Source organism: Labrenzia sp. THAF187b (genome assembly GCF_009363375.1).
GTDB classification, from domain to species: domain Bacteria; phylum Pseudomonadota; class Alphaproteobacteria; order Rhizobiales; family Stappiaceae; genus Roseibium; species Roseibium algicola.
In genome coordinates this window covers 3,196,745-3,220,198 of record NZ_CP045344.1, presented here as the reverse complement: position 1 = coordinate 3,220,198, position 23,454 = coordinate 3,196,745, and the positions used below count along the sequence as shown (strand labels likewise).

Annotated in this window: 20 protein-coding genes; 8 read left to right on the top strand and 12 right to left on the bottom strand. The window is 57.1% G+C overall.

What is annotated here, in order from left to right:
• The first annotated feature begins 11 nt into the window (after window positions 1–11).
• The 3 genes from FIV03_RS14740 (at window position 12) to FIV03_RS14730 (ending at window position 3,131) form a co-directional block, all read left to right on the top strand.
• A complete protein-coding gene (locus FIV03_RS14740; RefSeq protein ID WP_152510081.1) occupies window positions 12–1,697 on the top strand; it encodes a methyl-accepting chemotaxis protein in 1,686 nt (561 codons plus the stop codon).
• Between the two features lie 130 nt (window positions 1,698–1,827).
• A complete protein-coding gene (locus tag FIV03_RS14735) occupies window positions 1,828–2,481 on the top strand; it encodes a 3-oxoacid CoA-transferase subunit A (protein WP_152510080.1) in 654 nt (217 codons plus the stop codon).
• Window positions 2,481–3,131: a 3-oxoacid CoA-transferase subunit B gene (locus tag FIV03_RS14730; RefSeq protein WP_023000476.1), complete on the top strand. Its 651-nt coding sequence runs from the start codon at window positions 2,481–2,483 to the stop codon at window positions 3,129–3,131. The genes FIV03_RS14735 and FIV03_RS14730 overlap by 1 nt, the downstream gene beginning before the upstream one ends.
• Here the strand turns inward: FIV03_RS14730 and FIV03_RS14725 are convergent.
• Entirely contained in the window at window positions 3,101–4,615 is a 1,515-nt protein-coding gene (locus FIV03_RS14725; protein ID WP_152510079.1) for a PLP-dependent aminotransferase family protein, read from the bottom strand. The genes FIV03_RS14730 and FIV03_RS14725 overlap by 31 nt on opposite strands.
• Before the next feature lie 84 nt (window positions 4,616–4,699).
• Here FIV03_RS14725 and FIV03_RS14720 point away from each other — a divergent pair, with 84 nt between their 5' ends.
• Window positions 4,700–5,374, top strand: a complete 675-nt coding sequence (locus tag FIV03_RS14720) for a pyridoxamine 5'-phosphate oxidase family protein (protein WP_152510078.1) — start codon at window positions 4,700–4,702, stop codon at window positions 5,372–5,374.
• Window positions 5,375–5,463: 89 nt separating this feature from the next.
• Here FIV03_RS14720 and FIV03_RS14715 read toward each other — a convergent pair whose 3' ends face one another.
• The 3 genes from FIV03_RS14715 to FIV03_RS14705 form a co-directional block, all read right to left on the bottom strand.
• Window positions 5,464–6,063, bottom strand: a complete 600-nt coding sequence (locus FIV03_RS14715; RefSeq protein WP_152511938.1) for a lytic transglycosylase domain-containing protein — start codon at window positions 6,061–6,063, stop codon at window positions 5,464–5,466.
• A 413-nt stretch (window positions 6,064–6,476) separates the two neighbouring features.
• The gene (locus tag FIV03_RS14710) at window positions 6,477–7,241 is read right to left on the bottom strand and encodes an N-acetylmuramoyl-L-alanine amidase (protein ID WP_023000472.1); all 765 of its coding nucleotides are present in this window, start codon (window positions 7,239–7,241) and stop codon (window positions 6,477–6,479) included.
• The gene (locus FIV03_RS14705; RefSeq protein WP_023000471.1) at window positions 7,238–7,930 is read right to left on the bottom strand and encodes a DnaJ family molecular chaperone; all 693 of its coding nucleotides are present in this window, start codon (window positions 7,928–7,930) and stop codon (window positions 7,238–7,240) included. The genes FIV03_RS14710 and FIV03_RS14705 overlap by 4 nt, the downstream gene beginning before the upstream one ends.
• A gap of 366 nt (window positions 7,931–8,296) precedes the next feature.
• Between FIV03_RS14705 and FIV03_RS14700 the strand changes: the two genes are divergently transcribed.
• A complete protein-coding gene (locus tag FIV03_RS14700; protein WP_209009665.1) occupies window positions 8,297–10,501 on the top strand; it encodes a bifunctional diguanylate cyclase/phosphodiesterase in 2,205 nt (734 codons plus the stop codon).
• An 18-nt stretch (window positions 10,502–10,519) separates the two neighbouring features.
• On the opposite strand, the gene arsH is transcribed toward FIV03_RS14700, so the two are convergent.
• The 7 genes from arsH to FIV03_RS14665 all read right to left on the bottom strand — a co-directional run bounded on the left by arsH (window position 10,520) and on the right by FIV03_RS14665 (window position 15,681).
• Entirely contained in the window at window positions 10,520–11,260 is a 741-nt protein-coding gene (arsH, locus tag FIV03_RS14695; RefSeq protein ID WP_152510077.1) for an arsenical resistance protein ArsH, read from the bottom strand.
• Window positions 11,253–11,666, bottom strand: coding sequence for an arsenate reductase (glutaredoxin) (gene arsC / locus FIV03_RS14690; RefSeq protein WP_152510076.1), 414 nt, complete (start codon window positions 11,664–11,666; stop codon window positions 11,253–11,255). Before arsC ends, arsH begins: the two co-directional genes overlap by 8 nt.
• A 16-nt stretch (window positions 11,667–11,682) precedes the next feature.
• Window positions 11,683–12,021: a metalloregulator ArsR/SmtB family transcription factor gene (locus tag FIV03_RS14685; protein ID WP_023000467.1), complete on the bottom strand. Its 339-nt coding sequence runs from the start codon at window positions 12,019–12,021 to the stop codon at window positions 11,683–11,685.
• Between the two features lie 67 nt (window positions 12,022–12,088).
• Complete coding sequence (locus FIV03_RS14680) at window positions 12,089–12,643, bottom strand: winged helix DNA-binding protein (protein ID WP_152505993.1); 555 nt, start codon at window positions 12,641–12,643, stop codon at window positions 12,089–12,091.
• A gap of 106 nt (window positions 12,644–12,749) precedes the next feature.
• Complete coding sequence (locus FIV03_RS14675; protein ID WP_152510075.1) at window positions 12,750–14,054, bottom strand: TRAP transporter large permease subunit; 1,305 nt, start codon at window positions 14,052–14,054, stop codon at window positions 12,750–12,752.
• On the bottom strand, window positions 14,054–14,611 hold the full coding sequence (locus FIV03_RS14670) for a TRAP transporter small permease (protein ID WP_152510074.1): 558 nt from the start codon (window positions 14,609–14,611) through the stop codon (window positions 14,054–14,056). The genes FIV03_RS14675 and FIV03_RS14670 overlap by 1 nt, the downstream gene beginning before the upstream one ends.
• A gap of 74 nt (window positions 14,612–14,685) precedes the next feature.
• On the bottom strand, window positions 14,686–15,681 hold the full coding sequence (locus tag FIV03_RS14665; protein ID WP_173013853.1) for a TRAP transporter substrate-binding protein: 996 nt from the start codon (window positions 15,679–15,681) through the stop codon (window positions 14,686–14,688).
• Window positions 15,682–15,904: 223 nt separating this feature from the next.
• Here FIV03_RS14665 and FIV03_RS14660 point away from each other — a divergent pair, with 223 nt between their 5' ends.
• Window positions 15,905–17,356: a glycosyltransferase family 39 protein gene (locus tag FIV03_RS14660; RefSeq protein ID WP_152510072.1), complete on the top strand. Its 1,452-nt coding sequence runs from the start codon at window positions 15,905–15,907 to the stop codon at window positions 17,354–17,356.
• A gap of 17 nt (window positions 17,357–17,373) precedes the next feature.
• Here FIV03_RS14660 and FIV03_RS14655 read toward each other — a convergent pair whose 3' ends face one another.
• Window positions 17,374–17,601: a hypothetical protein gene (locus FIV03_RS14655; protein ID WP_152510071.1), complete on the bottom strand. Its 228-nt coding sequence runs from the start codon at window positions 17,599–17,601 to the stop codon at window positions 17,374–17,376.
• A 202-nt stretch (window positions 17,602–17,803) separates the two neighbouring features.
• On the opposite strand from FIV03_RS14655, the gene FIV03_RS14650 reads away from it, so the two are divergent.
• Both FIV03_RS14650 and FIV03_RS14645 read left to right on the top strand, forming a co-directional pair.
• Entirely contained in the window at window positions 17,804–21,388 is a 3,585-nt protein-coding gene (locus FIV03_RS14650) for a hydantoinase B/oxoprolinase family protein (RefSeq protein ID WP_152510070.1), read from the top strand.
• Window positions 21,389–21,611: 223 nt separating this feature from the next.
• Window positions 21,612–23,366 (top strand): methyl-accepting chemotaxis protein, encoded by a 1,755-nt coding sequence (locus FIV03_RS14645; RefSeq protein WP_152510069.1) that lies wholly within the window; start codon window positions 21,612–21,614, stop codon window positions 23,364–23,366.
• Window positions 23,367–23,454 lie beyond the last annotated feature (88 nt).

Below are 23,454 nucleotides of genomic sequence, written 5' to 3'. Positions count from 1 at the left end.
CGGGAAATACCATGTTCAAAAATCTCTCCGTCAGCAAAAAGATCGCCGCAGGGTTCCTGACGCTCGCATTGGTCGGTGCAGTAGCCGGTGGCATGAGTGCCTATCAGACGCATTCGGCTCTGAATGAAGTCAAGGCCGCAAACAACCTGTCGGATCTCAACGCGGAAACGGCCGAACTCACGGAAAAGATCGCAGCGCAGGCTTTGTCGGTGAAATCCTTCCTGCTTACCGGCAACCGTGATCTTCTCACCCGGTCCCAGGATCTGAACGATGAAATTCAGACAGGATTTTCGGAAGTCGGCTCACTTGTCGACGCGAACCTGCCTGATTTCCAAACTCATCTCTCCGAACTGAAATCAAGCTGGGAAACCTGGTACAGCCAGATTGCCGCGCGCCAGATCGATCTGATGCGCACACCGGAAACGGTCGACATGGCGCGTGCAATTGACCTGACACCGGAAAGCTCGGGTCTTTTGACAGCTGTACAGCAGCAAAGCCGACAGCTTGCCGACGCAGTTGATGCGGAACGGCAGAAATCGGTTGTCGCGCAAAACCAGGCTCTGAACACGGTCGAGATCGTTTCTCTTTCCAGCACACTGATCCTGACAGTGCTGGCGATGATCCTTGGCTTCATCAATCACTTTACCATTTCTGCCCCGCTTTCCAGATTGTCGGCTGTTACCGACAAACTGTCTGCAGGTGACACGTCGCTCACGGTTGATGTCAGCGATCGGGGGGACGAAATCGGCCTTCTCGGCCGCGCATTGGGCGTCTTCCGTGAAAACCTGATCCGCACGCGCGAACTCGAGGAACAGACCGAAGCCGAACGGATTAACGCCGAACGGGTCAAGCACGAGGAAATGGAGAAGTTCGCCAGCGATTTCGAAGCAACGGTCCTCAACATCTGCGACAGCATGATTTCCAGGCTCGATGCACTGACCAGTTCCGCCGGGTCGCTGTCGACAATTGCCAACAACACCACGGACCAGGCGCTGGCCGTTTCTGCAGCCGCCGAGCAAGCCACCGCCAACGTGAATACCGTGGCCAGCGCGACAGAGGAACTTTCCGCCTCCATCCGTGCGATCACGGACCAGGTGCGTTCCTCTTCGCAAATCGCTCAGGAAGCGGAAAACGAAGTTGGGCGGTCCAACGAAGCCGTGGCAACGGTACAGCAGGTGGTTTCGCGCATCGGCGACGTTACGAAGCTGATCACCGATATTGCCGAACAGACCAACCTGCTCGCCCTCAACGCGACCATTGAAGCTGCCCGTGCCGGCGAGGCCGGAAAGGGCTTTGCCGTTGTTGCATCCGAGGTCAAGGCACTCGCGGAACAGACATCCAAGGCGACGGAGGAAATCGACCGGCAGATCACCGAAATGCGCCAGGCCGCGGATGCGTCGACAGAAGCAACCGAGTCTGTTGCCGGTCTCGTCCAGAAGATTTCGGAAAACACGCACGCCATGTCCGGTGCAGCGGAAGAACAGAACCTGGCAACGACCGAAATCGCCAGCAGCGTCTCCGAAGCCGCACAGGGTACCGAAAGTGTTTCGAGATCCATTTCCGAGGTCAGCGGCGCTGCCAGCGAAACGGCAAACCTGAGCTCGGACATGAATGCGGCTGTCGGCGAATTGCATGAACAGTCCAATACACTGCGCCACGCCATGCAGGACTTCCTGGCCAAGGTACGGGCAGCGTAACCAGCCTTGATCGAGCCCTGTAACGGGTTTCACGGCCTCGGTAAAAATACTGCGTCGCACAAACTTCATTTCTCTTGTGCGACGCCAGCGGCTAACGTCCCCTTAGGATTTCATTCCGGGGGAAGTTTTCGTGAAACACGCGATCAAGACGCAGGAAGCTGCGGACCTCATTCCAGACGGAGCCACCCTGCTGGTGGGAGGTTTCATGGGGGTGGGCTCACCCCACCGGTTGATTGACGCCATAGTGGCGAAAGGCACCAGAAACCTGACGATTGTGGCCAATGACACGGCCATGCCGGGTCGCGGCATCGGCAAGCTTGTCAGCGCGGGTTCGGTTTCAAGGGTGATCGCTTCTCACATCGGCCTCAACCCGGAAACCCAGCAGAAGATGATATCCGGCGAGATTGATGTCGAACTGGTTCCCCAGGGGACCCTGGTCGAACGCATCCGGGCGGCCGGCGTCGGTCTGGGTGGCATACTGACCCCGACCGGCATTGGCACGCTCGTTGAGGAAGGCAAGCAGAAGATTACCGTCGACGGCAAGGAATATCTTCTGGAAACGCCCATCCATGGCGATTTCGCCCTTCTGGCCGCCTACCGGGCGGACTACGTCGGCAATCTGGAGTATTCCCTCACCGCCCACAATTTCAACCCGATCATGGCACTGGCAGGCAAGACCGTAATCGCGGAACCGCACACGATCGTACCCGTGGGTGTGATTTCGCCAGATAGCGTGAAAACGCCCGGCATTCTCGTCGATCATCTTCTGGAAAGGGCAGCCTGATGGACGACAAGGAAATCATCGCCCGCCGCGTTGCACAGGAAATCAAGGCCGGTACGCTGGTCAATCTCGGCATCGGCCTGCCGTCACTGGTGGCCAACTACCTGCCGAAGGAAGTACATGTCTTCTTTCAGGCCGAAAACGGTGTAATCGGCCTTGGCGCCCGCCCGCCGGAAGGGATGGAAGACCCCGACCTCACCGATGCCGGTGGCGGTTTTGTGACCGCCGTTCCGGGAGCTGCCTCCATCGACAGCGCCATGAGCTTCGGCCTGATCCGCGGCGGACATCTGGATATGACCGTTCTCGGTGGCCTGCAGGTGGATGAACGTGGCTATCTCGCGAACTGGATGATCCCGGGCAAGATGGTTCCAGGCATGGGCGGTGCAATGGATCTTGTAGCCGGCGCCAAACAGGTGATCGTCGCAATGGTTCACACGGCCAAGGGCCACCCCAAGATCCTGAAGGAATGCACACTTCCCCTGACAGCTCGCCGTCGTGTCAGCCTGATCGTGACCGAAATGGCCGTGATCGAACCGACGGACGACGGCCTCGTCCTTCGAGAAACGGGCCCCGGCCTGAGTGTCGATGATGTCATCTCCGCAACAGAAGCCTCACTGATCGTTCACGGGGACGTCCCGACCATGCGGCTTTGAAGGAAGACTGGACAACACGCGTGTCCAGTACCAAGCAAACCGGCAAGGGTGTCCACGCCCTCCTCGATCTGCCGTGCATTCGCACCGGCAAAGCCGACAATAAGCCCCGGCCGCCCTCCTTCGGTCAGATAACAATTGCTGAGTGGTGAAACGGCAAAGCCACGGTCCTGCATGGCAACTGCAAGTGCAATATCGTTGACGGGCTCCCGGAACATGACCGTCAACTGCACATTGCCTGTAAGAGGCGCAACTTCAACACGATTGCCCAGCCTCTGCCGTAACGCGCCGGCGAGCATCGTCCCCCGCTCCAGATAGACCGGGCGGATCTGTTTCAGGTGCTTCTGATAGGCTCCGCTATCCATGAAGTGGGCGAGTGCAGCCTGAGCCTGAACATTGGCAGAACAGCCGATGTTGCGCATGGTCTGGGTGAGTGGGGCCACAAGAACCTCTGGCACGACGCAATAGGCAATCCGGAGCCCGGGGAGCAGGCTCTTCGCGAACGTGCCCATGTAGACAACCTGTCCCTCATCCGCCAATCCGTGCAGCGCAGCCACAGGCCGCCCCTCGAACAGGAACTCGCTGTCATAGTCGTCTTCCAGGATCACAGCGCCGCAGGTGCGGGCAACATCAAGAAGCATCAGCCGCCTCGCCAAAGGCATGCGTGCCCCCAGGGGATAGTGATGGGACGGTGTGACATAGATCAGCTTCGGCGGCTGATCCAGATGAGCCATCTTCGACGCGTCCGCACCCTCGCCGTCGGTCGGCAGCGGCCGGATCGTCAGACCTGCCCCGGAAAAGGCCGTCCGCGCGCCGAGGTAGCCGGGTTCCTCCAGCCAGACGTCGTCGCCCGGATCAGTGAGCACCTGGCTGAGCATCGTCAGACTGGCCTGTGTTGAGCTGGTGACAAGAATTCGATGAGGGTCAGCCCGAACCCCGCGTTCAGCCGCAAGGTGCCGGGCGATCTGCCGCTTGAGCGCCTCAAGACCGGCAAAATTCTGATAGTGGAGATCCGCGCTGCGCTCGAGCCGGGCGGCCCTGCGCAGTGATCTTGCCCATTCCTCGTAGGGAAACAGATCAAGTGCCGGCGCACCCGGTTGCAAGCCTCCCTGGCGATAGGCCCACCCCTCGCCGCGCAAGTTGGCACTCAGTGTCCTGCCTCGTTGCGACAGCTTCAGCCCGAATGCTTCCACCTTGCGCTGCGCCTGCACACCTTCCAGCACCAGCCCTTCGGTAATGCGGGGAGCAGCGCCGGTGCGCACGGTGATCACGCCTTCGGCTTGCAGTAGATCATAAGCCGTGTTGACGGTGTTGCGTCCAACGTTGAGCGACGCTGCCAACCGCCGCGTGGATGGCAACTTTGTTCCCGAGCGCAGCAAGCCTGTGCGCACGGCGTCACGAAAGCCGCGATAGATCTGTTCCGCCAGTGGCACGTCTGCCGACCGCTCAAGAGACAGGATGCCTTCAGGAAAAACTGGTTCTGTCATTTTCCAAAAACCGGATCTTCTTTGGAGCCAATTTATCGGACAAACAGCACAACACAAGACAAACAGTCAATTGGAGACGAGACCATGTCCACTCTGGAGAAACGCCAGGCAGCGGATCTGCCCCGTTATGCCAAGATCCGCCAGATGAACCGCGGCGGATACGACAGCACCGTTGCCTACGACATCCTGGATGCGGGCCTTGTCGCCCATTGCGGCTTCATTCACGAAGACCGACCGATGGTGATCCCGATGGCATATGCCCGGATCGACGACCGCATCTATATTCATGGAGCGAGCACCACCCGCATTATCAAGTCAAACGCGGAAGGCGTACCGGCGAGCCTTACCGTGACACTAGTAGATGGTCTGGTGGTCGCGCGTTCGGCTTTTCATCATTCCATGAACTATCGATGTGCGATCGTGCATGGCACGGCGAGGCTTGTCGAAAGCGAACAGGAACAGATCGAAGCCCTGGCTGCTATCACCGATCATCTTCTGCCTGGCCGCTGGGATGAATGCCGCGAAATGATGCCGAAGGAACACAAGGCAACCGGTGTGCTTGTCATGGATATCGACCATGTCAGCACGAAGGTCCGCACCGGCGGACCGGTGGACGACAAGGAAGATCTCGGGACCGATATATGGGCTGGTGTGGTGCCTGTGGTGACCGCACTCGGCCAGCCCCTCTCGGCACCTGATGTGCCTGCCGAAACGCCGGTTCCCGCCTCGGTTCCAGCCGCCCGCAAGAAGTTCGCATAAGCTGACAGCCTTCAGCACACAAAAAGAAAACCCCGCCGGAAATCCCGGCGGGGTTTTCAGTTTGCCCACGGCTGACCGCCCTGCTGCTTTTAGCTGGAGGCCAGGATCCGCTTGACCTTGGAACAGTAGCGCTTGCTGACCGGGTTCATCCGTTTTGCGAAATGACCGGCGTTGTAGCGCAAGATGGTGCCACAAACGTCGCCGCCCGCCTTCTTGTGCGCGCCGGCAAGGTACTTCATGCCCCATTCCAGATTGGTTTCGGGGTCATAGAGCGCCTTGGTCGACCCGCGGTAGCCGATGCCACGTGCGGTTGCCGGCTTGATCTGCATCAGACCGACTTCACCGGCGCTGCCGCGTGCACGCGGATTGAAGTTGCTCTCCACCTGGACCACTGCCTTGGCGATCTTGACCGGCACACCATGTTTGGCGGCGGCCTTGCGGATGAGCTTGGCGTATTTGTCGTTGCTGACAACAGCCGTCCGCTTTGGGGACACCTTGCGCGTCAGGCTTGCAGTTCTTGTCTTCTTGGCAGGTTTTTCCTGCGTTTCCTGCTTGCTCGATTCAATGATGTGCAGGATCGGTTTGGAACCAGAGCCGACCGACGGCTTGGCTTCGGCAGGTTCGCTCTTCTTGTCCGGGTCGATGATATGGAGGATCGGCTCCGACCCGGAACCCGTACCTTTTGCCATTGCAGCCGGTGCTGCAAGAGTGGTTGCATAGGCGAAAAGGCACAGCGCCCCAGTAAGTGTCTTGAATGACCGTAACATTCAGTCCAGCCCTTTTGGTTTTCGTTGCGTTGAAATCAGGCGGGAGAAATGCCGGAGCTATTGGACGAAAATGGGCGCTAATACATCACGAATTATTTCAAATTATTACATAAAATTACAGGAATTTAATGCTGTTCTTAGTCATTTTCTGTAGTTTGTGGCCAAAATTAGCAAGCAATTCGGCAATGGATGGGCCATCAGAAGAAATTCTGTGACCACTCGTGGCGCAGAGCCGCCTAAAAATGCTGCGTTGCGGGAACTAATTTTGTTGACTGCGCGTTTATTTCGTTGGTCCGAACTCGTAACCGCACAAAGAAACCAAACCGACCGTTCGATCAGGCCGACAGGGAAGGCAGCTTGCGCAGCAGCGCATGCAACGTCTCGATGGTCGATTGATCGACGACACCGTCAACCTTTTCTGGCCGGAAATGGCGTTGAAACGCGGCAACCACCTGGCGTGTCTTCAAGTCGAAGTCGCCGGTGATGTCCAGCTCGTAACCATAGAGTGCGAGCATTGACTGCACCGCTTCAACAGGCTGGCCGCTATCGCCTTCCTGCATCAGCAGACCCGCCCCGAGTGGAAACGGTTTTACATATAGACCGATGCCGGCTTCTGAAAGGCGATCCCATGGGAACAGTTCACCCGGGTCTTCCTTTCGGGCTGGAGCAATATCCGAATGCGCCAGGACCATCCACGGATGGATCCCGTGACGGGCACAGATATCGCCAACAAGCGCGACAACGGCTTCGATCTGTGGCTCCGGAAACGGTTGATAGCCGTGCTCATGCCCCGGATTGACGATCTCGACGCCGATCGATCGGGAATTGATGTCGGTCTCGCCTTTCCAGAAGCTACGCCCCGCATGCCAGGCCCTGCGGGATTCCGGCACGCATTGCAGGATGCTGCCATCCTCGTTGACGACATAGTGGGCGGAGACTTCCGAGCGAGGATCACACAGGCGCTGCAAGGCTTCTTCGCCGGTCGGCATGCCGGTGTAATGGAGCACGACCATATCCACAGGGGCCCCCTGCGCCCGTTGTCCGTGGTTGGGAGACGGATGGACCCTGGCCTTCACACCGGTATCAGTCGCAACGCTCATATGCCTCTTTCCGCGCAGATCTTCGCCCAGGCTTCGTTCAGCGCCGCAAGACGATCATTCGCAATCCTCACGAACTCCTCCGGAACACCTCTTGCGATCAGCCGGTCGGGATGGGTTTCCTGGACCTCGCGGCGGTAATGGGACTTGAGTTCCCCGTCACTTGCCTCCGGCCCCAAACCCAGCACCTCGTAGGGGTTGCCATCATTGCGCACATGTCTGGCGAGTATCCTGGAAAACTCCCGGTCATCGATCCCGAAGACCTCCGCCACTCTGGAAAGGTAGCCTATTTCGCTTTCGTGGACGACGCCGTCAGCTTTCGCAATGTGAAAAAGCCCATCCAGAATGTCGAGCAGCGTCTTGCGGTCGTAAGGGAACAGATCCGCCAGTTTCTTGGCATAGACCTCGAAGCCGGCAATGTCTTCCTGCGCCAGATTGAACAGGCGGGCGACATTGCGTTCCTCGTTGGGCGGTACATCGAAAAGTTCGCGGAAAGCGATAATTTCATCGGTTGTCACCACACCATCGGCCTTGGCCATCTTGGCCGACAGTGCAATCATCGCAACGGTGAAGCCGACACTGTTGGTCCCCTCCGGCCGCGCAAGCACGAGCTGGACCAGGCGGTCGACGATCTGCGCCCCTCCTGTTCCGATCGAACTCACAATAGCGCCGAGGCTACTCCAGACACTCACACTTCAGCTCCCGCTGGGCCGGTGGGAAAAGGCAGGCAGGAAAGCTTGCCGTGAACCGCATGAATCGATGCGTTGCAGACTCTTATCGGCATGGGCCGGATTTGACCAGATCAACGCTCGCCTGTCCTCATTGGTGCTTCAGCTGGTCGCGCCCCTGGACGAGCGGAATCCGAGTTCCCGAGCGCCAATGTTTTTGACCTTCGAATGGACCACTGCAACGCAGCTTCCCAGATTGCGGACAGTCAAGCCTACCCCACCATTTTCCGCGGGTTTCCCTTGGGTTTGAGCAACCTTGTGATTCATGATGGTTAAAGGAATTACGCTTAGCCTTTCGCGACTCGTGTTCGCAAGATGGTTCCTCGCCGGATGGCAGTCCCCCTGGGAAGAAGCAACATTGTCATTTTTTTCATTTCCATGTCGCTGGTGCTGACGCTGGCGCTGGGTGTCTACGCGAGCAATCGTCTTCTAACGCACTGGCTGGTCGTCCGAAGTCTTGAGCAAGCTTTCCTGCCGCAGGAAAAGACTTTCAACTCGATCCTGCAGGCATTGGCGAGCCGGATCGAAACCGAACCGGCAGCCGACTTGTCCGCATTGCGGCTGACTGAAGAGGCTTCTGCCGACAGCCGCAGGTCGAACGACCTGGTTGGCGAATTGCAACGCAATGCCGGTCAGGCTCTGGACACATCCAAGGTGCTGGACGCGGTCGCGATCTTCCCTGCGCCAACCGGATCCAGCCTCCAGCGCCCCTCACCGGTGCAAATTCTCTGGCACAGCGAAGGGCAGCTTCGTACCAGCAATACGATCTCGCAGGCAAAGGCCGCTCTGAACGGCAACAGTCCGCTCGTTGCCATTCCGGACATGTCGTGGCACGGAACGTTTGGGACAAATGCGCTGATTGCCTACCGTCCCGAAGGAGCCTCCCCGGACTTTCCGGGGCTTTTGCTGTTGGTGACCCAGTCGGAAATCCTGAACGGCCTTACCCCGCTGATCTGGTTGATCAGTGCCGCGATTGGCGGTCTCTGCCTGGCCTCTTTCATGTTTGCTGGTATTCTCCTCTGGCTGCGCTTCTATGACCAGCTCCAGACCAGCAGAGACATTCAGTATCTGGCACATCACGACACGTTGACCGGTTTGCCGAACCGTGCCGTCTTCAACGCGCGCCTGACCGAGGCGCTGCGCCTTGCACAGGCCAAGGCCTCCAATATCGGCGTCATGCTGATCGACGTCGACAAGTTCAAGGAAATCAACGACACCTACGGTCATGGCATCGGCGACGTTTTTCTTCAGATCGTGGGGGAACGCCTGAAGGCGGTTTTCGGAAACCACCTGGTTGCCCGCCTTTCAGGCGATGAATTTGCGGTCATGCTGACATCCTTGTCCGACCCCGCCCGCATGACCCGACTTGCAACGGACATGATTGCGGCCACTGAAGCGCCCTGCACGATCGACGGCAAGGACATCAGGATTTCGCTGTCCATTGGTCTAGCAAGGGCAACCGACGGCTCCTGGCGCTCCTCTCGTTTGCTTCATTGTGCGGACCTTGCTCTGTATCGGGCCAAACACAGCGGGCGTTCCACCTTCTCGTGGTACACACAAAGCCTTGATGCAGAGGCACAGAAACGCAAGGAAGTGGAAGAAGGACTCGCCAAAGCGCTCAAGTTCAACCAGTTCAAGTTGCTCTATCAACCGCAATATGCGCTGAAGGACGGAGCACTGAAAGGCTATGAGGCCCTGATCCGCTGGGACCATCCTTCCAAGGGTATCATCCGGCCGGACGATTTCATCCCGATTGCAGAAGACACGGGCCTTATCGAGGAAATCGGAACATGGGTCCTCAACCACGCCTGCCGCGAAGCAGCGTTATGGCAGGACCGCTCGCGCAAGGTCGCAGTCAATGTTTCTCCCGCTCAGTTCATTGCCGGCGAAACCCAGAAGCGCGTTGCCCAGGCGCTTCAGAATTCCCGTCTAGACCCCAAGCGGCTTGAAATTGAAATCACCGAGAGCCTGCTGATTTCGAACACGGACGCAGTCATCGAGACACTTCAGCAGATCCGCGACATGGGTGTTTCTATCGCCATGGACGATTTCGGAACCGGCTACTCATCGCTGAGCTACCTGAGCCTGTTTCCTTTCGACAAGATCAAGATCGACAAGGCCTTCATCCAGAACCTCGGCAAGGATGCCAGTACCGACGCGATCGTGACATCGATCGTTGGCCTGGGCCGCTCGCTGGATGTCACGATTACCGCGGAAGGTGTCGAAACCGAGGAACAGGCCATACTGCTGAGCGCAGCCGGATGCGATCTCGTCCAGGGTTTCCTGTTCGGCAAGCCTGATACCGTTGCAAAACACGAGGCCGCGTATCCGGTGTTTCCACTCAGCCCAGCCGGTAGACGCTGGTTCCCCCGAATGCAGCAACAAGCGACGCCGGCCCAGGTGCCACCGCGCATTCGCCTTGCCCCCAAACTTGCCAAGAGCGTGAGGCCCGCTGGCCCGCAACCCGCTATCGGAGGGGAAAGCGAGGACCCGACGTCGCAGATTGAGCAGGTCCCCTTGCAGACTGCAGGCTGAAACCGCGATTGCAGGTTTTCAGAGGCTGACAACGGCTGCGGCATCCTGAGCGGCCGACTGCCGCTCGCGGTCTGCCTTGCGTTCGGAGTAACGATCGACAAGATAGTCCGATCGGCCACGAACCAGCAGCGTGAACTTGACGAGCTCTTCCATGACATCGACCACCCGGTCGTAAAGGGCTGATGGTTTCATCCGGCCATCGTCGTCAAATTCCTGGTAGGCCTTGGGCACCGACGACTGATTGGGGATGGTAACCATCCGCATCCAGCGGCCGAGGACACGCATCTGGTTGACCGCATTGAAAGACTGCGAACCTCCCGAGACCTGCATCAAGGCCAGTGTCTTGCCCTGTGTCGGCCGGATAGCGCCAAAACTCAGCGGGATCCAGTCAATCTGCGACTTGAGTACACCGGTCATTGCCCCATGTCGTTCGGGAGAGCACCAGACCTGCCCTTCGGACCAGGCGCATAGATTTCTCAGTTCAGTGACTTTGGGATGATCGGCACCACTGTCATCGGGCAGCGGCAGACCTGATGGATCGTAGATCCGGGTCTCCGCACCATAAGCCTGCAGCAGCCTTTGTGCTTCGTGTACGAGGAAGCGGCTGTAGGACCGCTCGCGCAGGGAACCGTAGAGCAGCAATATCCGAGGTGGATGCGACGGCCCTGTTGGAACCTGCAACTTTTCCCGGTCGATTATCTCAAAGTCTGCCGCCGTCACGTTCTTCAAGTCTGCATGCGAACTTTTCGCCTCAGGCATCTGACGCTCCGGACGAAACCACTTCGCCGTCTTCCTTGGTGAAAGACCCGATATCCTTTGGCAACAGATCCAGCACCTTCTCGGACGGACGGCACAGGCGGACGCCTTTTTCCGACACCACGATCGGCCTGTTGATCAGGATCGGATGTTCCATCATGAAATCGATCAGTTGATCGTCCGTCCACCTGTCCTCACCGAGACCCAATTCATCATAGGGCGTTCCCTTCTGGCGAAGGATGTCCCGCACCGGAAGACCGGTGCGCTTGATCAGGTCAACGAGTTCTTCCCGGCTCGGCGGCGTTTTCAGATATTCGATCACCTGCGGCTCGACGCCGGATTTACGGATCATTTCCAGCGTGTTGCGGGACGTGCCGCATTTCGGGTTGTGATAAATCGTCATGCTCATGTGAGGTATCGTCCTGTCAAAGTCCCGAAGGTTTCTTAAAATCGGCTGCCGGAAAACAGCAGACAGCGGGATCGTTGCCGCAGCAATCTTCCATCAGAAAACCCAAAAGGTTCCGCATGCGGTCATAGTCGACAGCATAAAGAATATGCCTGCCCTCCCGGCGGGTCGTCAGCAGCCCGGCCCGTTCCAACGTGGTCAGATGAAACGACATCCTGGTTGGCTGTATGTCCAGCCGCTCAGCAACCGAGCCGGACGGCAAGCCATCTGGCCCAACCGTCATCAGCAACCGGAACGCCGCCAGCCGGTCTTCCTGTGCCAAGGCGCCCAATGCAGAGACTGCTTCCTGATCTTCCATAATTCGATACTACAAGAAATTTTGGAACATTCAACAAATGAAAGCGAACGTCCCCCTGTGTGCGATATCACATGGCTGCAGCGGCGCGAGCGGCCTGATCGTAATTGCCGGACACCAGTCGCAATGTGGCGGCAAGTTTGGAGAGTTCGTTTTCGTCGAGGCCCAGCGCCTTCATTGGCTTGACCAGGAGAGCCTCGCGCAGACGCCGGTACTCAAGACAGGCAGTTTCGCCTGATTTCGTGATTTCGGCGGTCTTTTCCTTGCCCCGACGGCCAGATGAAATGAGGCCAGCCTTTTCAAGCTTCTTCAGCGCATAGGTAACCGTGTGAGTGTCTTCGATGTTCAGCACAAGACAGATGTCTGACAGTGTCTTGGCTCGGCCGCGGTGATTGACCGAATGAAGCACAAGCACATCCAGAGGACCAAGCCCCTGCGACCCGCTGGCCGCCATACAGCGTACCATCCATCGGTGATAGGCATTGACCATCATGGTCACAGCAAATTCGATCTCCGAAAGCGCAGGCATTGCACCGGAGGCAAGATGCGCTGCAGAGACAACAGGCCCGATGGGGGCATCGCTTCTGGAGTCGGGATTATCCGTCACATCTGATCTCCGGCACATTTTGGTTTTTCAGCGGGCCTCCAGCCGAATCCGGTTGAAGGCCCTTTTCTGATCGTTTCAAAAGTGTGTGTACATCCGCCCCTGTTCGTTCACGGGAAGGAATGCACTAGTTGCTCAACATCGTCTGCGGCAACCAAAGAGCCAAGCCCGGAAAGGCCACAATCAAGACGATTGCCAGGATCATCAACAGGAAGAACGGCAAGGCCATGCGGGCAACCTTGAAGATGTTGTACCCGGTCATGCCCTGCAGAACGAACAGATTGAACCCGACTGGTGGCGTGATCTGGCTCATTTCGACAACCAGCACCAGGTAAATACCGAACCAGATAAGATCGAGGCCTGCCTGCTCCACCATCGGAAGGATCACGGAGGTCGTCAGAACCACCACCGAAATGCCATCCAGAAAACACCCGAGCACCACGAAGAACAGCGTCAGGGCAATGAGGAGCGCGTAGGGTGACAGGTTCAGCGACCCGATCCAGGCAGCCAACTCACGCGGGATGCCGGTGTACCCCATGGCAACGGTCAGGAATGCTGCGCCAGCCAGAATGAACGCGATCATGCAGGATGTCCGCGTTGCGCCCATCAACGCTTCAGCAAAGCTCTTGCGGCTCAACGTTCCGCTTACCCAGGACAGAAGCAATGCAAGCATGACGCCGATGGCCGCCGCCTCTGTGGGCGAAGCAAGACCCGCATAGATCGAGCCGATCACACCCACGATCAGACCGATCACCGGAAACAGCCTGCGCGTTGCAAGAAGTCGCTCGATGAAGGGAATGACTTCCTCCTTCGCAGGCATCTTGTCCTGGTTCAGCAGTGCCCAGATCGCGACATAGCCCATGAACAGGAGGCAAAGCATTGCCCCCGGCAGAACGCCTGCCATGAACAACCGGGCAATCGACTGCTCTGTTGCCGCGCCATAAACGATCAGGATGATCGATGGCGGAATGAGCAGGCCCAGCGTACCCGACCCTGCCAGTGTGCCGATCGCCATGCGTTCGTCATATCCGCGCTGCTTCAATTCAGGCAGAGACATACGACCGATGGTGGCGGTGGTAGCGGCTGAAGAACCCGACACGGCAGCAAAGATGCCGCACCCGAGAATGTTCACATGCAGCAGCCGGCCCGGCAGATTGCGCATCCAGGGCGAAAGACCAGCGAACATGTCCTCCGACAGACGAGATCGGAACAGGATTTCACCCATCCAGATGAACATGGGTAGCGCCGTCAGATCCCAGGAATTCGATGCGCCCCAAACCGTCGTTGCCAGAACGGGACCGGCCGGCGCGGACACAAGAACCATCATTGCAGCAAGCGCGACGGCAAACAGCGCAACGGCCACCCAGATACCGGTTGCAAGCGCCGCCAGCATTCCAATGCCGAGCAGGAGGGCGACAAGGGAGAGATCCATTATTCTTTCCCTTCTATCGGATCGGCCTTAACGACCGATTCAAAACTCGGCGCCTTGCCAGTGAGCGCCATGATCAGGTCGTCCAGCAAAGCGATTGAGAACACCAGCAGTCCGAAAGTCATCACCGACTGCGGAAAGACGAGCGGGATCGGAATGACGCCGTAGGAGGTTTCGTTGAATTTGAAGCTGTCGAGCACAAGCTGTCCGGCGTTCCACGTAAAGAATGCCGCCAGCGCAAGAGCGACCGCGACCGCCCAGACATTCAGGATGCGTGCTCCGGCTTTGGGCACGGACTGCAGCAGGATCGCGACCCTGATGTGATCACCATTTCGCAGCGTCCCGGATAGGGCAAGAAAGGATGCCCCCACCAGCAGAAAACCTGCAATTTCAGCAAGTGAAGGAACCTGCAGCCCGAGTGGCTCAAGACCAAAGACCGTTCGAGACCAGTCGAATATGCGCCCAAACACCTGAAGAACAACGAGACTGGCAATGACAACGAGACAACACGCAGCCATAGCCGTTGACGCTTGATAAAGCGTATTCAAAGCCTTTCGCATCGGCTTCCCCTACCGGATGTGCAGCTGATATTAAAAAACGCCGGACTTGTTAGGTCCGGCGCTTCTTAAGCTGTTTAGTTTTTATAGGCTTCGAGAACGGCTTGGCCGGTTTCACCGGCTTCCTCTTGCCATTCGGCAGCCATCGTCTCGCCGATTGCTGCGAGATCCTGGATCAGCTGGCTGCTCGGCTCAACGACAGTGATGCCGTTGTCGACCAGAACCTGGGTCTGCGTCTTGGTTTCTACCTTGGAAGCTTCCCAGCCACGCTTCTCAGCAACGTCTGCGGCTTCAAGGACAGCTGCCTTTTCGTCGTCGCTCAGGGCGTCGAAAGCACCCTTGTTGACGAACACCATGTTTTTCGGCAACCAGGCCTGGGTGTCATGATAGTGGCTCAGGAAGTCCCATGCCTTGGAATTCGCACCGGTGGACGGTGACGTGATCATGGCTTCGACACGACCGGTGGAAAAGGCGGTCGGAATATCCGGCACTTCAACCTGCGTCGGCACGGCGCCAGCCAGCTGGGCCAGGCGTTCGGTCGCTGTGTTGTAGGCACGGAATTTCAGACCCTTGAGATCGTCACCCTTGGTGATTTCCTTTTTGGCATAGATACCCTGGGGTGGCCACGGCACGGCATAAAGCAGTTGCAGCCCCTGCTCGCCGAGCTTTTCTTCCAGTGCAGGCTTCGACGCCTGGTAAAGCTTCCAGGCCTGGTCATAGGACGGAGCCAGGAAAGGTACGGAATCCACTCCGAAGACCGCATCTTCGTTGGAAAGGCGGGACACCAGAATTTCGCCGATCGGGGCAAGCCCCTTGCGGACCGAGTTCTTGATTTCCGGATGCTTGAACAACGATCCCGCAGAGTGGATCTGAATAACCAGCGAGCCGTCAGTCTTTTCCTTCACTTCTTCAGCGAAGGCAGCAATGTTCTGTGTGTGAAAGTTGCTGTCACCATAAGGTGTCGGCATGTCCCACTTGGTTTCAGCGGAAGCAACAGTGAAACCCGCAAGGCCGAATGCGGCGGCAGCAGCCAGATGGATTCCGGCACGTGTCAGGGAACGAGATTGCAGCATGATTTTCTCCTCTAGGAAGCGGGGATTACCCGTCGGGATGCTGCTCGAGGTGCATTCTTCGAACACCTTGTGGAGCACATCTTCACAAACACTAGACTCAAAAACCGTCAACATCAACAATTTATCGATAAATTGTGATTGTCATCTTCAAATCCAAAGCGTCCTTCCCTCCGCGAAAAGGATTGGCTAGCGTTCCGGCCAGACAACCTGGAAACCTGAATTCGTGTCAAACACCAACCAACGCCTCTTGACTGGCAATAGCGCCAACCGCCTGATTTTGGCGCTCATTTTGGCAGTGGCAGCCTTGTTACGCTTTCAGAACCTGGACAGGACGAGCCTTTGGTATGATGAAGCCGTCAGCTGGAGCCAGTCCAGGGGAACCATCGCCGAGCTGTTGACCGCTGTTGCAGCTGACAATTATCCGCCGCTGCATAATATTTTGCTCTGGCTGACGATGCCCGTGGCAGGTGACAGTGAAACAGCATTACGCTTGCCATCCGTGCTGTTGGGTGTTCTTGCCGTCTGGCTTATCTATCTGACTGGGAAAACGCTGGCCGGAAACACCACTGGCCTGCTTGCTGCAGCTCTCCTGACCGTCTCTCCGTTCCACATCTGGTATTCGACAGAAGCCCGCATGTATGCCCTGCTGGCAACATGCGGGCTCGCCTTTCTGCTCCTGGTTCTGAAAAACCTTGAAAGGCCATCGGCCTGGCGGTTGGTAGCGCTTGGAGCGGCTGGAGCCCTGTTCCTCTACAGTCACATCTACGCCCTTCTGGGCTTCGCATCCGTTGGTATGGTCTGCGTCATACTGGCATTGACCGGCATCTTGAAATCCGGCCGCATCAGTCTCACCAATGCGGTTCTTGTCTGCCTTGCAATGGCAGCAAGCGCGCTTGCCTTTTTACCCTGGCTGATCATCCTGGCGATGCGAGCAAGGTCGGTGGCCGAAGAAGGCTTCTGGATTGCTTATCCTGATCCGACGTTTCTCATCAACATCGCCTTCAGTATTGCCGGGTCGCTGCCATTGTTCTGGATGCTGGCAGGTTTGGCCGTCGCCAGTCTCCTGACCATCGTTCACCTGCCAGGCAGGTACTTCGGCAAACCGCAAAGTGCGGACGCAATCCTCGTCTGCTTTGCCTACACCGTTGGTCCGCCGCTTTTGGCCTATCTCTATTCCATAAGCGTGCAGCCGATCCTTTTTGATCGTTACCTGATCGCGGCATGGCCAGGGCTTATCCTGCTCGCCTCGGTAACAGCCCAGCGCCTGGCGCCACAGGTTGCACCGATCGCGCTGTTTGCAGCCGCGATATGGTTGAGTTTTCCCGAATTGAAATTCACGCTGCTGGAGAGAATACGCCCCGAATGGCGTCTGATCGCACAGGACTATCTGGCACAGAAAGCCGATGGCGATCATCTCTTGCTGTTCAAGGGATTTGCCGCACCGGCCCTGTCTTATTACTTGCGCGACCCCAGCACCTTCACGGCAGTTGAGACAATTGCCGATATAAACAAAGGCACCGCTGATGCCCGATGGCTATTGATCGTCCACACAAGCAGTGAGGAACTTAGCGAAGCGCAAGAGGCCTTTGCCCCTCGGGAAGGCACTCCGGCAGCCAGGCGCTTTGGCTGGGGAGCAAGTGGCCTGACACTTTTGGAGCGAGCCCCTGTCGAATAAACTCACTCGCCTGGATGCTAGTCGAAAAACAACCAGAAACAGACAACTACAGCCGCAAATACCCCTGCACCAATTGCAAATTCCAGCAAAAGCCCAAGCAGGGAAGCGCCGAGAAGCAGGGCGACAAGCAGGAAAATGCCAACGAACCAGAGGTCTGCTGTCAGTATACTGATTGTGAAGTCGACAGCCTCCGCCAGACGCAGCAGAAACGGATCCCGTTCTTCTGATTTATCGTTTTCCGACATCGGCAGCTTTCAGTTTTCCCTTTTACCACAAGGTCATATGGGGGTACCGCAAGCGATAAAAAGATCAAATAACAACCCATTCAGATTTTTTCATCGACATTTTATCGATAAAATGTCAGCATAAATTCACTTGCTATCAAAACGCTAATTATCGGCATGGAATCGCGTATTCCTTAAAGCCGGCAGCATCAGAGGGAAGATCATGACAGCCAAGTGGGATTTCTGGATCGACCGTGGCGGCACCTTTACCGACATCGTCGGCAGGTCACCGGACGGCACGCTGCATCCGCACAAGGTGCTCTCCGAAAATCCGGAAGCCTATCGCGATGCCGCCATTCAAGGCATCCGGGAGTTGCTTGGCGTGGAAAAAGGCGCGACTATTCCCTCGGACAAGATCGCGACCGTCAAGATGGGCACGACCGTTGCCACCAATGCACTTCTGGAGCGCAAGGGTGAGCGAACGGCTCTGTTCATCACGAAAGGCTTTCGGGATGCGCTCGAGATCGGCTACCAGGCGCGACCGCATATTTTTGCCAAGGAAATCATAAAGCCTGAGCTGCTCTATGAGAGCGTCCACGAGATCGTCGAACGTGTCCGCGCCGATGGCGAACTGGAACTCGCGCTGGACGAAGGACAGGCCCGCAGCGCAATGCAGGCCGCATGGGATGACGGCATTCGCTCCATCGCAATCGTGCTGATGCACGCTTACGCCTATCCGGCCCATGAACAACTTCTGAAAAAGATTGCTGAAGACATCGGCTTCCCGCAGATCTCTGTGTCCCATGAAGTGTCACCGCTGATGAAGCTGGTGGGACGCGGCGACACCACTGTGGTCGACGCCTATCTGTCACCCATCCTGCGCCGCTATGTGAACCAGGTACAGGAAGAACTGGGTGAAGGTCCGCGGCTGATGTTCATGCAGTCTTCCGGAGGTCTCACCGCTGCAGACCTCTTCCAGGGCAAGGACGCAATTCTGTCCGGCCCCGCCGGAGGTGTTGTCGGCGCAGTCGAGACCTCACGCATGGCGGGGTTCGAAAAGATCATCGGTTTTGACATGGGCGGCACGTCTACAGACGTCTGCCACTACGACGGCGACTACGAACGCGCATTCGAAACGGAAGTCGCCGGTGTGCGCATGCGCGCTCCGATGATGATGATCCATACGGTTGCAGCAGGCGGCGGTTCGATCCTTCATTATGCCGACGGCCGCTTTCAGGTAGGCCCCGATTCAGCCGGGGCAAATCCGGGACCGGCCTGTTACCGACGCGGCGGGCCTCTCACCGTTACCGACGCCAACCTGATGACAGGCAAACTGGCACCGGAATTCTTTCCGAAGATCTTTGGTCCGGACCAGGATCAGCCGCTTGACGGCGACGTTGTTCGCAAACGTTTCACGGATCTGGCTGTGCGTATTGGAGATGGACGCACCCCGGAAGATGTTGCAGACGGCTTTTTGAAAATCGCCGTCGAGAACATGGCCAATGCCATCAAGAAGATTTCGGTCCAACGCGGCTACGACGTGACCGAATACGCGTTGACCTGCTTCGGTGGCGCTGGTGGTCAGACCGGGTGCCGCGTTGCTGACAGTCTCGGCATGAAGACCGTCATTCTGCACCCGTTCTCGGGCATCCTGTCGGCATATGGCATGGGACTGGCCGATATCCGCGCAGACCGGCAACAGGCCGTCGTCAAGACACTTACGGACGATTTGATCCCTGAACTGCAGGCTCTTCGTGATCAGCTTGCCAGCCAGACGGAAGCGGAACTCGACAGGCAGTCGATCACTGCGGAGGCGCGCCGCACGACCGCAACCGCGCACTTGCGTTACGACGGCACTGACACCCCGCTACCGGTCCCCCTCGGGTCCGTCTCTGAAATGCGGGCAGCCTTCGAGGATGCACACAAGAAACAGTTCGGCTTTGCCTATGAGAAAAAGCCGGTCGTCGTTGAAGCACTGGAAGTCGAAACGGCCGGTGGCGGCGCCGGTCTCACCGAGCCGGATCTGACATTGGCCACAGGGACGCCCTCCCCGGCAACCTCTACAAGCATTTACTCCGAAGGCACCTGGCACAAGGCCGGTATCTTCAAACGCGAAGTGCTGAAACCGGGCATGAAGGTGACCGGACCTGCGGTGATCATCGAACCACATGCCACGATCGCTGTTGAAGATGGCTGGCAGGCAGAGATCAATTCAAAGGATCACGTGATCCTGAAGCGTATCGTGCCGTTGAAACGCGCAGAAGCCATCGGAACGCACGCCGACCCTGTCATGCTGGAAGTGTTCAACAACCTGTTCATGTCTATCGCGGAACAGATGGGGGTCACCCTTCAGAACACCGCATACTCGGTCAACATCAAGGAACGTCTTGATTTCTCTTGTGCCGTCTTCGACGCAGACGGTGCCTTGGTTGCCAACGCACCACACATGCCGGTTCATCTCGGGTCCATGGACCGTTCGGTGGAAACGGTCATCAAGCTCAACAAGGGCAAGATCAAGCCGGGCGATGTGTTTGCATTGAACGCCCCGTACAACGGTGGCACGCACTTACCCGATATCACAGTTGTGTCGCCGGTCTTCGATGACGAAGGCAAGGAGATCCTTTTCTGGTCGGCGTCCCGTGGCCACCATGCTGATGTCGGCGGCTCCGCCCCAGGCTCCATGACGCCGCGCGCAACCAACGTGGACGAGGAAGGTGTTCTGTTCGACAACTTCAAGATCGTCGACGAAGGACGTTTCTGCGAACAGGAACTGGTTGAGCTTCTGACCAACCATCCCTACCCCGCCCGCAACCCGCATCAGAACGTCGCCGATTTGTCTGCACAGATCGCCGCAAACGAAAAGGGTATCCAGGAACTTCGGAAGATGGTCACCCACTTCGGACTGGACGTGGTCCAGGCCTATATGGGGCACGTTCAGGACAACGCAGAAGAAAGCGTTCGCCGCGTGATCGAGGCGCTGAAGGACTCCGAATACGAGTATCCGACTGACCAGGGCTCCGTGATCAAGGTCAAGATTACCGTCGACAAATCAAAGCGCGAGGCAACGGTCGACTTTACCGGGACCTCAGGCGTCAAACCGAACAACTTCAATGCGCCGGAACCTGTGACCCGTGCGGCAATCCTTTATTGCTTCCGGGTGATGGTAGACGGCGACATTCCGATGAACGCCGGCTGTCTCAAACCGATCAACATCATCATTCCGGATGACTGCATGTTGCGGCCTTCCTATCCGGCTGCGGTCGTGGCGGGTAACGTGGAAACGTCCCAGCATGTCACCAATGCCGTCTTCGCAGCTCTTGGTGCCATGGCCAATGCTCAGGGAACGATGAACAACCTGACATTTGGCAACAACACGTATCAGTACTATGAAACCATCTGTTCCGGCTCTCCGGCAGGGCCTGGCTTCAATGGCACGGATGGTGTCCATACCCACATGACCAACTCGCGCCTAACTGATCCCGAAGTATTGGAGTTCCGTTTCCCGGTTCTCCTGGAGGATTTCCATATCCGCAAGGGGTCCGGTGGCAAAGGCAAGTGGTCAGCGGGTGACGGCACCAAGCGGACCTTGCGTTTCCTTGAGAAAATGGACTGCGCGATCCTTGCGTCCCACCGTACCGTTCCGCCGAAAGGATTGGATGGTGGCAGCAACGGCGAACTCGGCCGCACCGAAGTTCGGCGGCTGAATGGCGAGATCCAACAACTGGAGGGCTGTGATCAGACGGTTCTTGAGGCCGGAGAAGCGGTCACCGTGATCACGCCGACGGCAGGTGGTTGGGGTCACACCTGAGCCAAATATTCAGTAGATCGAAGAAAAAGAACGGCCATCTGATTGGGTGGCCGTTTTTTTGTTATTCCGCTGCTGATAAGCACATCGTTACTTCTACCTATACGAGAATTATTCTTTCTCTCAGGGACAAAGTTTACCGTTTTTTCAATCTGAGTCCGCCTAAACTGACACAACTTTAACTCTTGCGCTGCCTATGGCGCCGAGAAACTCGGGCTTTTGAGAAATGTTTGCATCAAATCCCATTGCAACTTCGGTTGCGGCGAAAATTCTAGCATTGGTTGCCTTCCTTAGTCTTGGCCTGCTTGTTGTGGCCGCAGTTGCCATCATTCAGATGGGAATGATCGGGAAGGAACTTCAAAACATTGCGGAAAAGGATATTCCACTCACGCAAGCGATCAGTCAGGTGGCCAGCCATCAACTGCAACAGGCAGCAGTTATTGAGCGCATAATGCGCATATCCGGCCTAACCTCTGCAGAAGACGCCGCTGCAGCGACCGCATTGAAGTCTACTTTGACTACATTGAACGATCAGGTTTCCGATGAAATCCGGAAGGCGGAGGAGCTAGCCGTTTCGGCGCTGGAAAAATCTTCCAGCGTATTGGAGCGCAACGAGTTTTCCAAAACGCTGGAGCAGCTTAAACGCATCGAAAGCGAATATGAAATATACTCAGCCGAGATAGCTGCCATCTTGCAGAAAATTGAACAGAACGATCTGTCGGATGCGAGCAAATTGGTCATGGAGCTGGAAAAGGAACAAAGCCGGCTGGACCATGAATTGGTGACGCTGCTTGCCGAGATAGAGAGCTTTACGCAAGCGGCTGCAACATCCGCGGAAAATCATGAGAAACAAGCCTTTCAGCAGATCGTGATCACCGCGGCGCTGACCTTGGTTTTGTGTCTGGTCGGCTCGGTGCTATTCGCCAGATATCTGATTTCCCGTCCTTTGCATCAGGTTTCGGCAGGCCTTCTGGAGTTGGCGAGAGGCAACACGGAAGTCGAAGTCAATGTGCGAACAAGGGACGAAATCGGTCAGGTGGCAAGCGCATTCGAAACCTTTCGTGAAAACACCATAGAGATGAAGCGCCTGCAGGATCAGGCTCGCGAAGAGGAGATGCAGGCAGAAGCGGATCGTCGGGACACAAGATTGCGACTGGCGGACGAGCTTGAAAGGCTCCTGATGACCAGCTGTGACGCAGCAGTTTCCGCATTGAGCGAACTTGCATCCGGTGCCGACGAATTGGCCCGCAACAGTCATGAGACCATTGAAAGGTCCAACACGGTTGCCGCGGCAGCCGAACAGGCCACAGCATCGGTCCAATCTGTTGCATCTGCGTCTGAGGAACTGGCGAGTTCAATTCACGAAATCAGCCGCCAGATTACACTCGCGAATTCCTCCACCTCTCGTACATCTGAACAGGCCGAAGTTTCCGGAGAGACAGTCGGAAAACTGTCTACATCGGCAGAGGAGATCACGGATGTCCTGAAACTGATCAGCGACATTGCTGCCCAGACCAACCTGTTGGCCTTGAACGCAACGATCGAAGCAGCGAGAGCGGGTGAAGCAGGCAAGGGATTTGCCGTCGTGGCTTCCGAAGTAAAGGCGCTAGCCACGCAAACCGGACAGGCGACCGATCAGATTGGTTCACAGCTGAGCGGGGTCCAGTCCGGGGCAGCAACCTGTTCTGATGCAATTACCACGGTTGTCAAAGCCATGATGGAAATTCGCGAACAGATTTCCGGAATTGCCTCTGCGATTGAAGAGCAAAACGCAGTTACGTCAGAGATAGCCAAAAACGCGCATCAGGTTGCGCAAGGCAGTGCTGACATTACCTTCAATATCTCCGAAGTGAACCAGGCAGCGCAGGTATCCGGCGACAGGGTGCAAGAAGTCGTGGGAGGCATTCAGAACATTTCCTCCCAGATAACGACAATTCGCGACGGGTTAGGCGATTTTCTCGGTCACCTGCGCGCAGCTTGACAACTGCTCGCCTCGCTCCGGAACACCGGCCAAAACGACTGATCGTTGCCCCGTGCCCGCAACGCGGACACGGGGATCTGGAGCCATC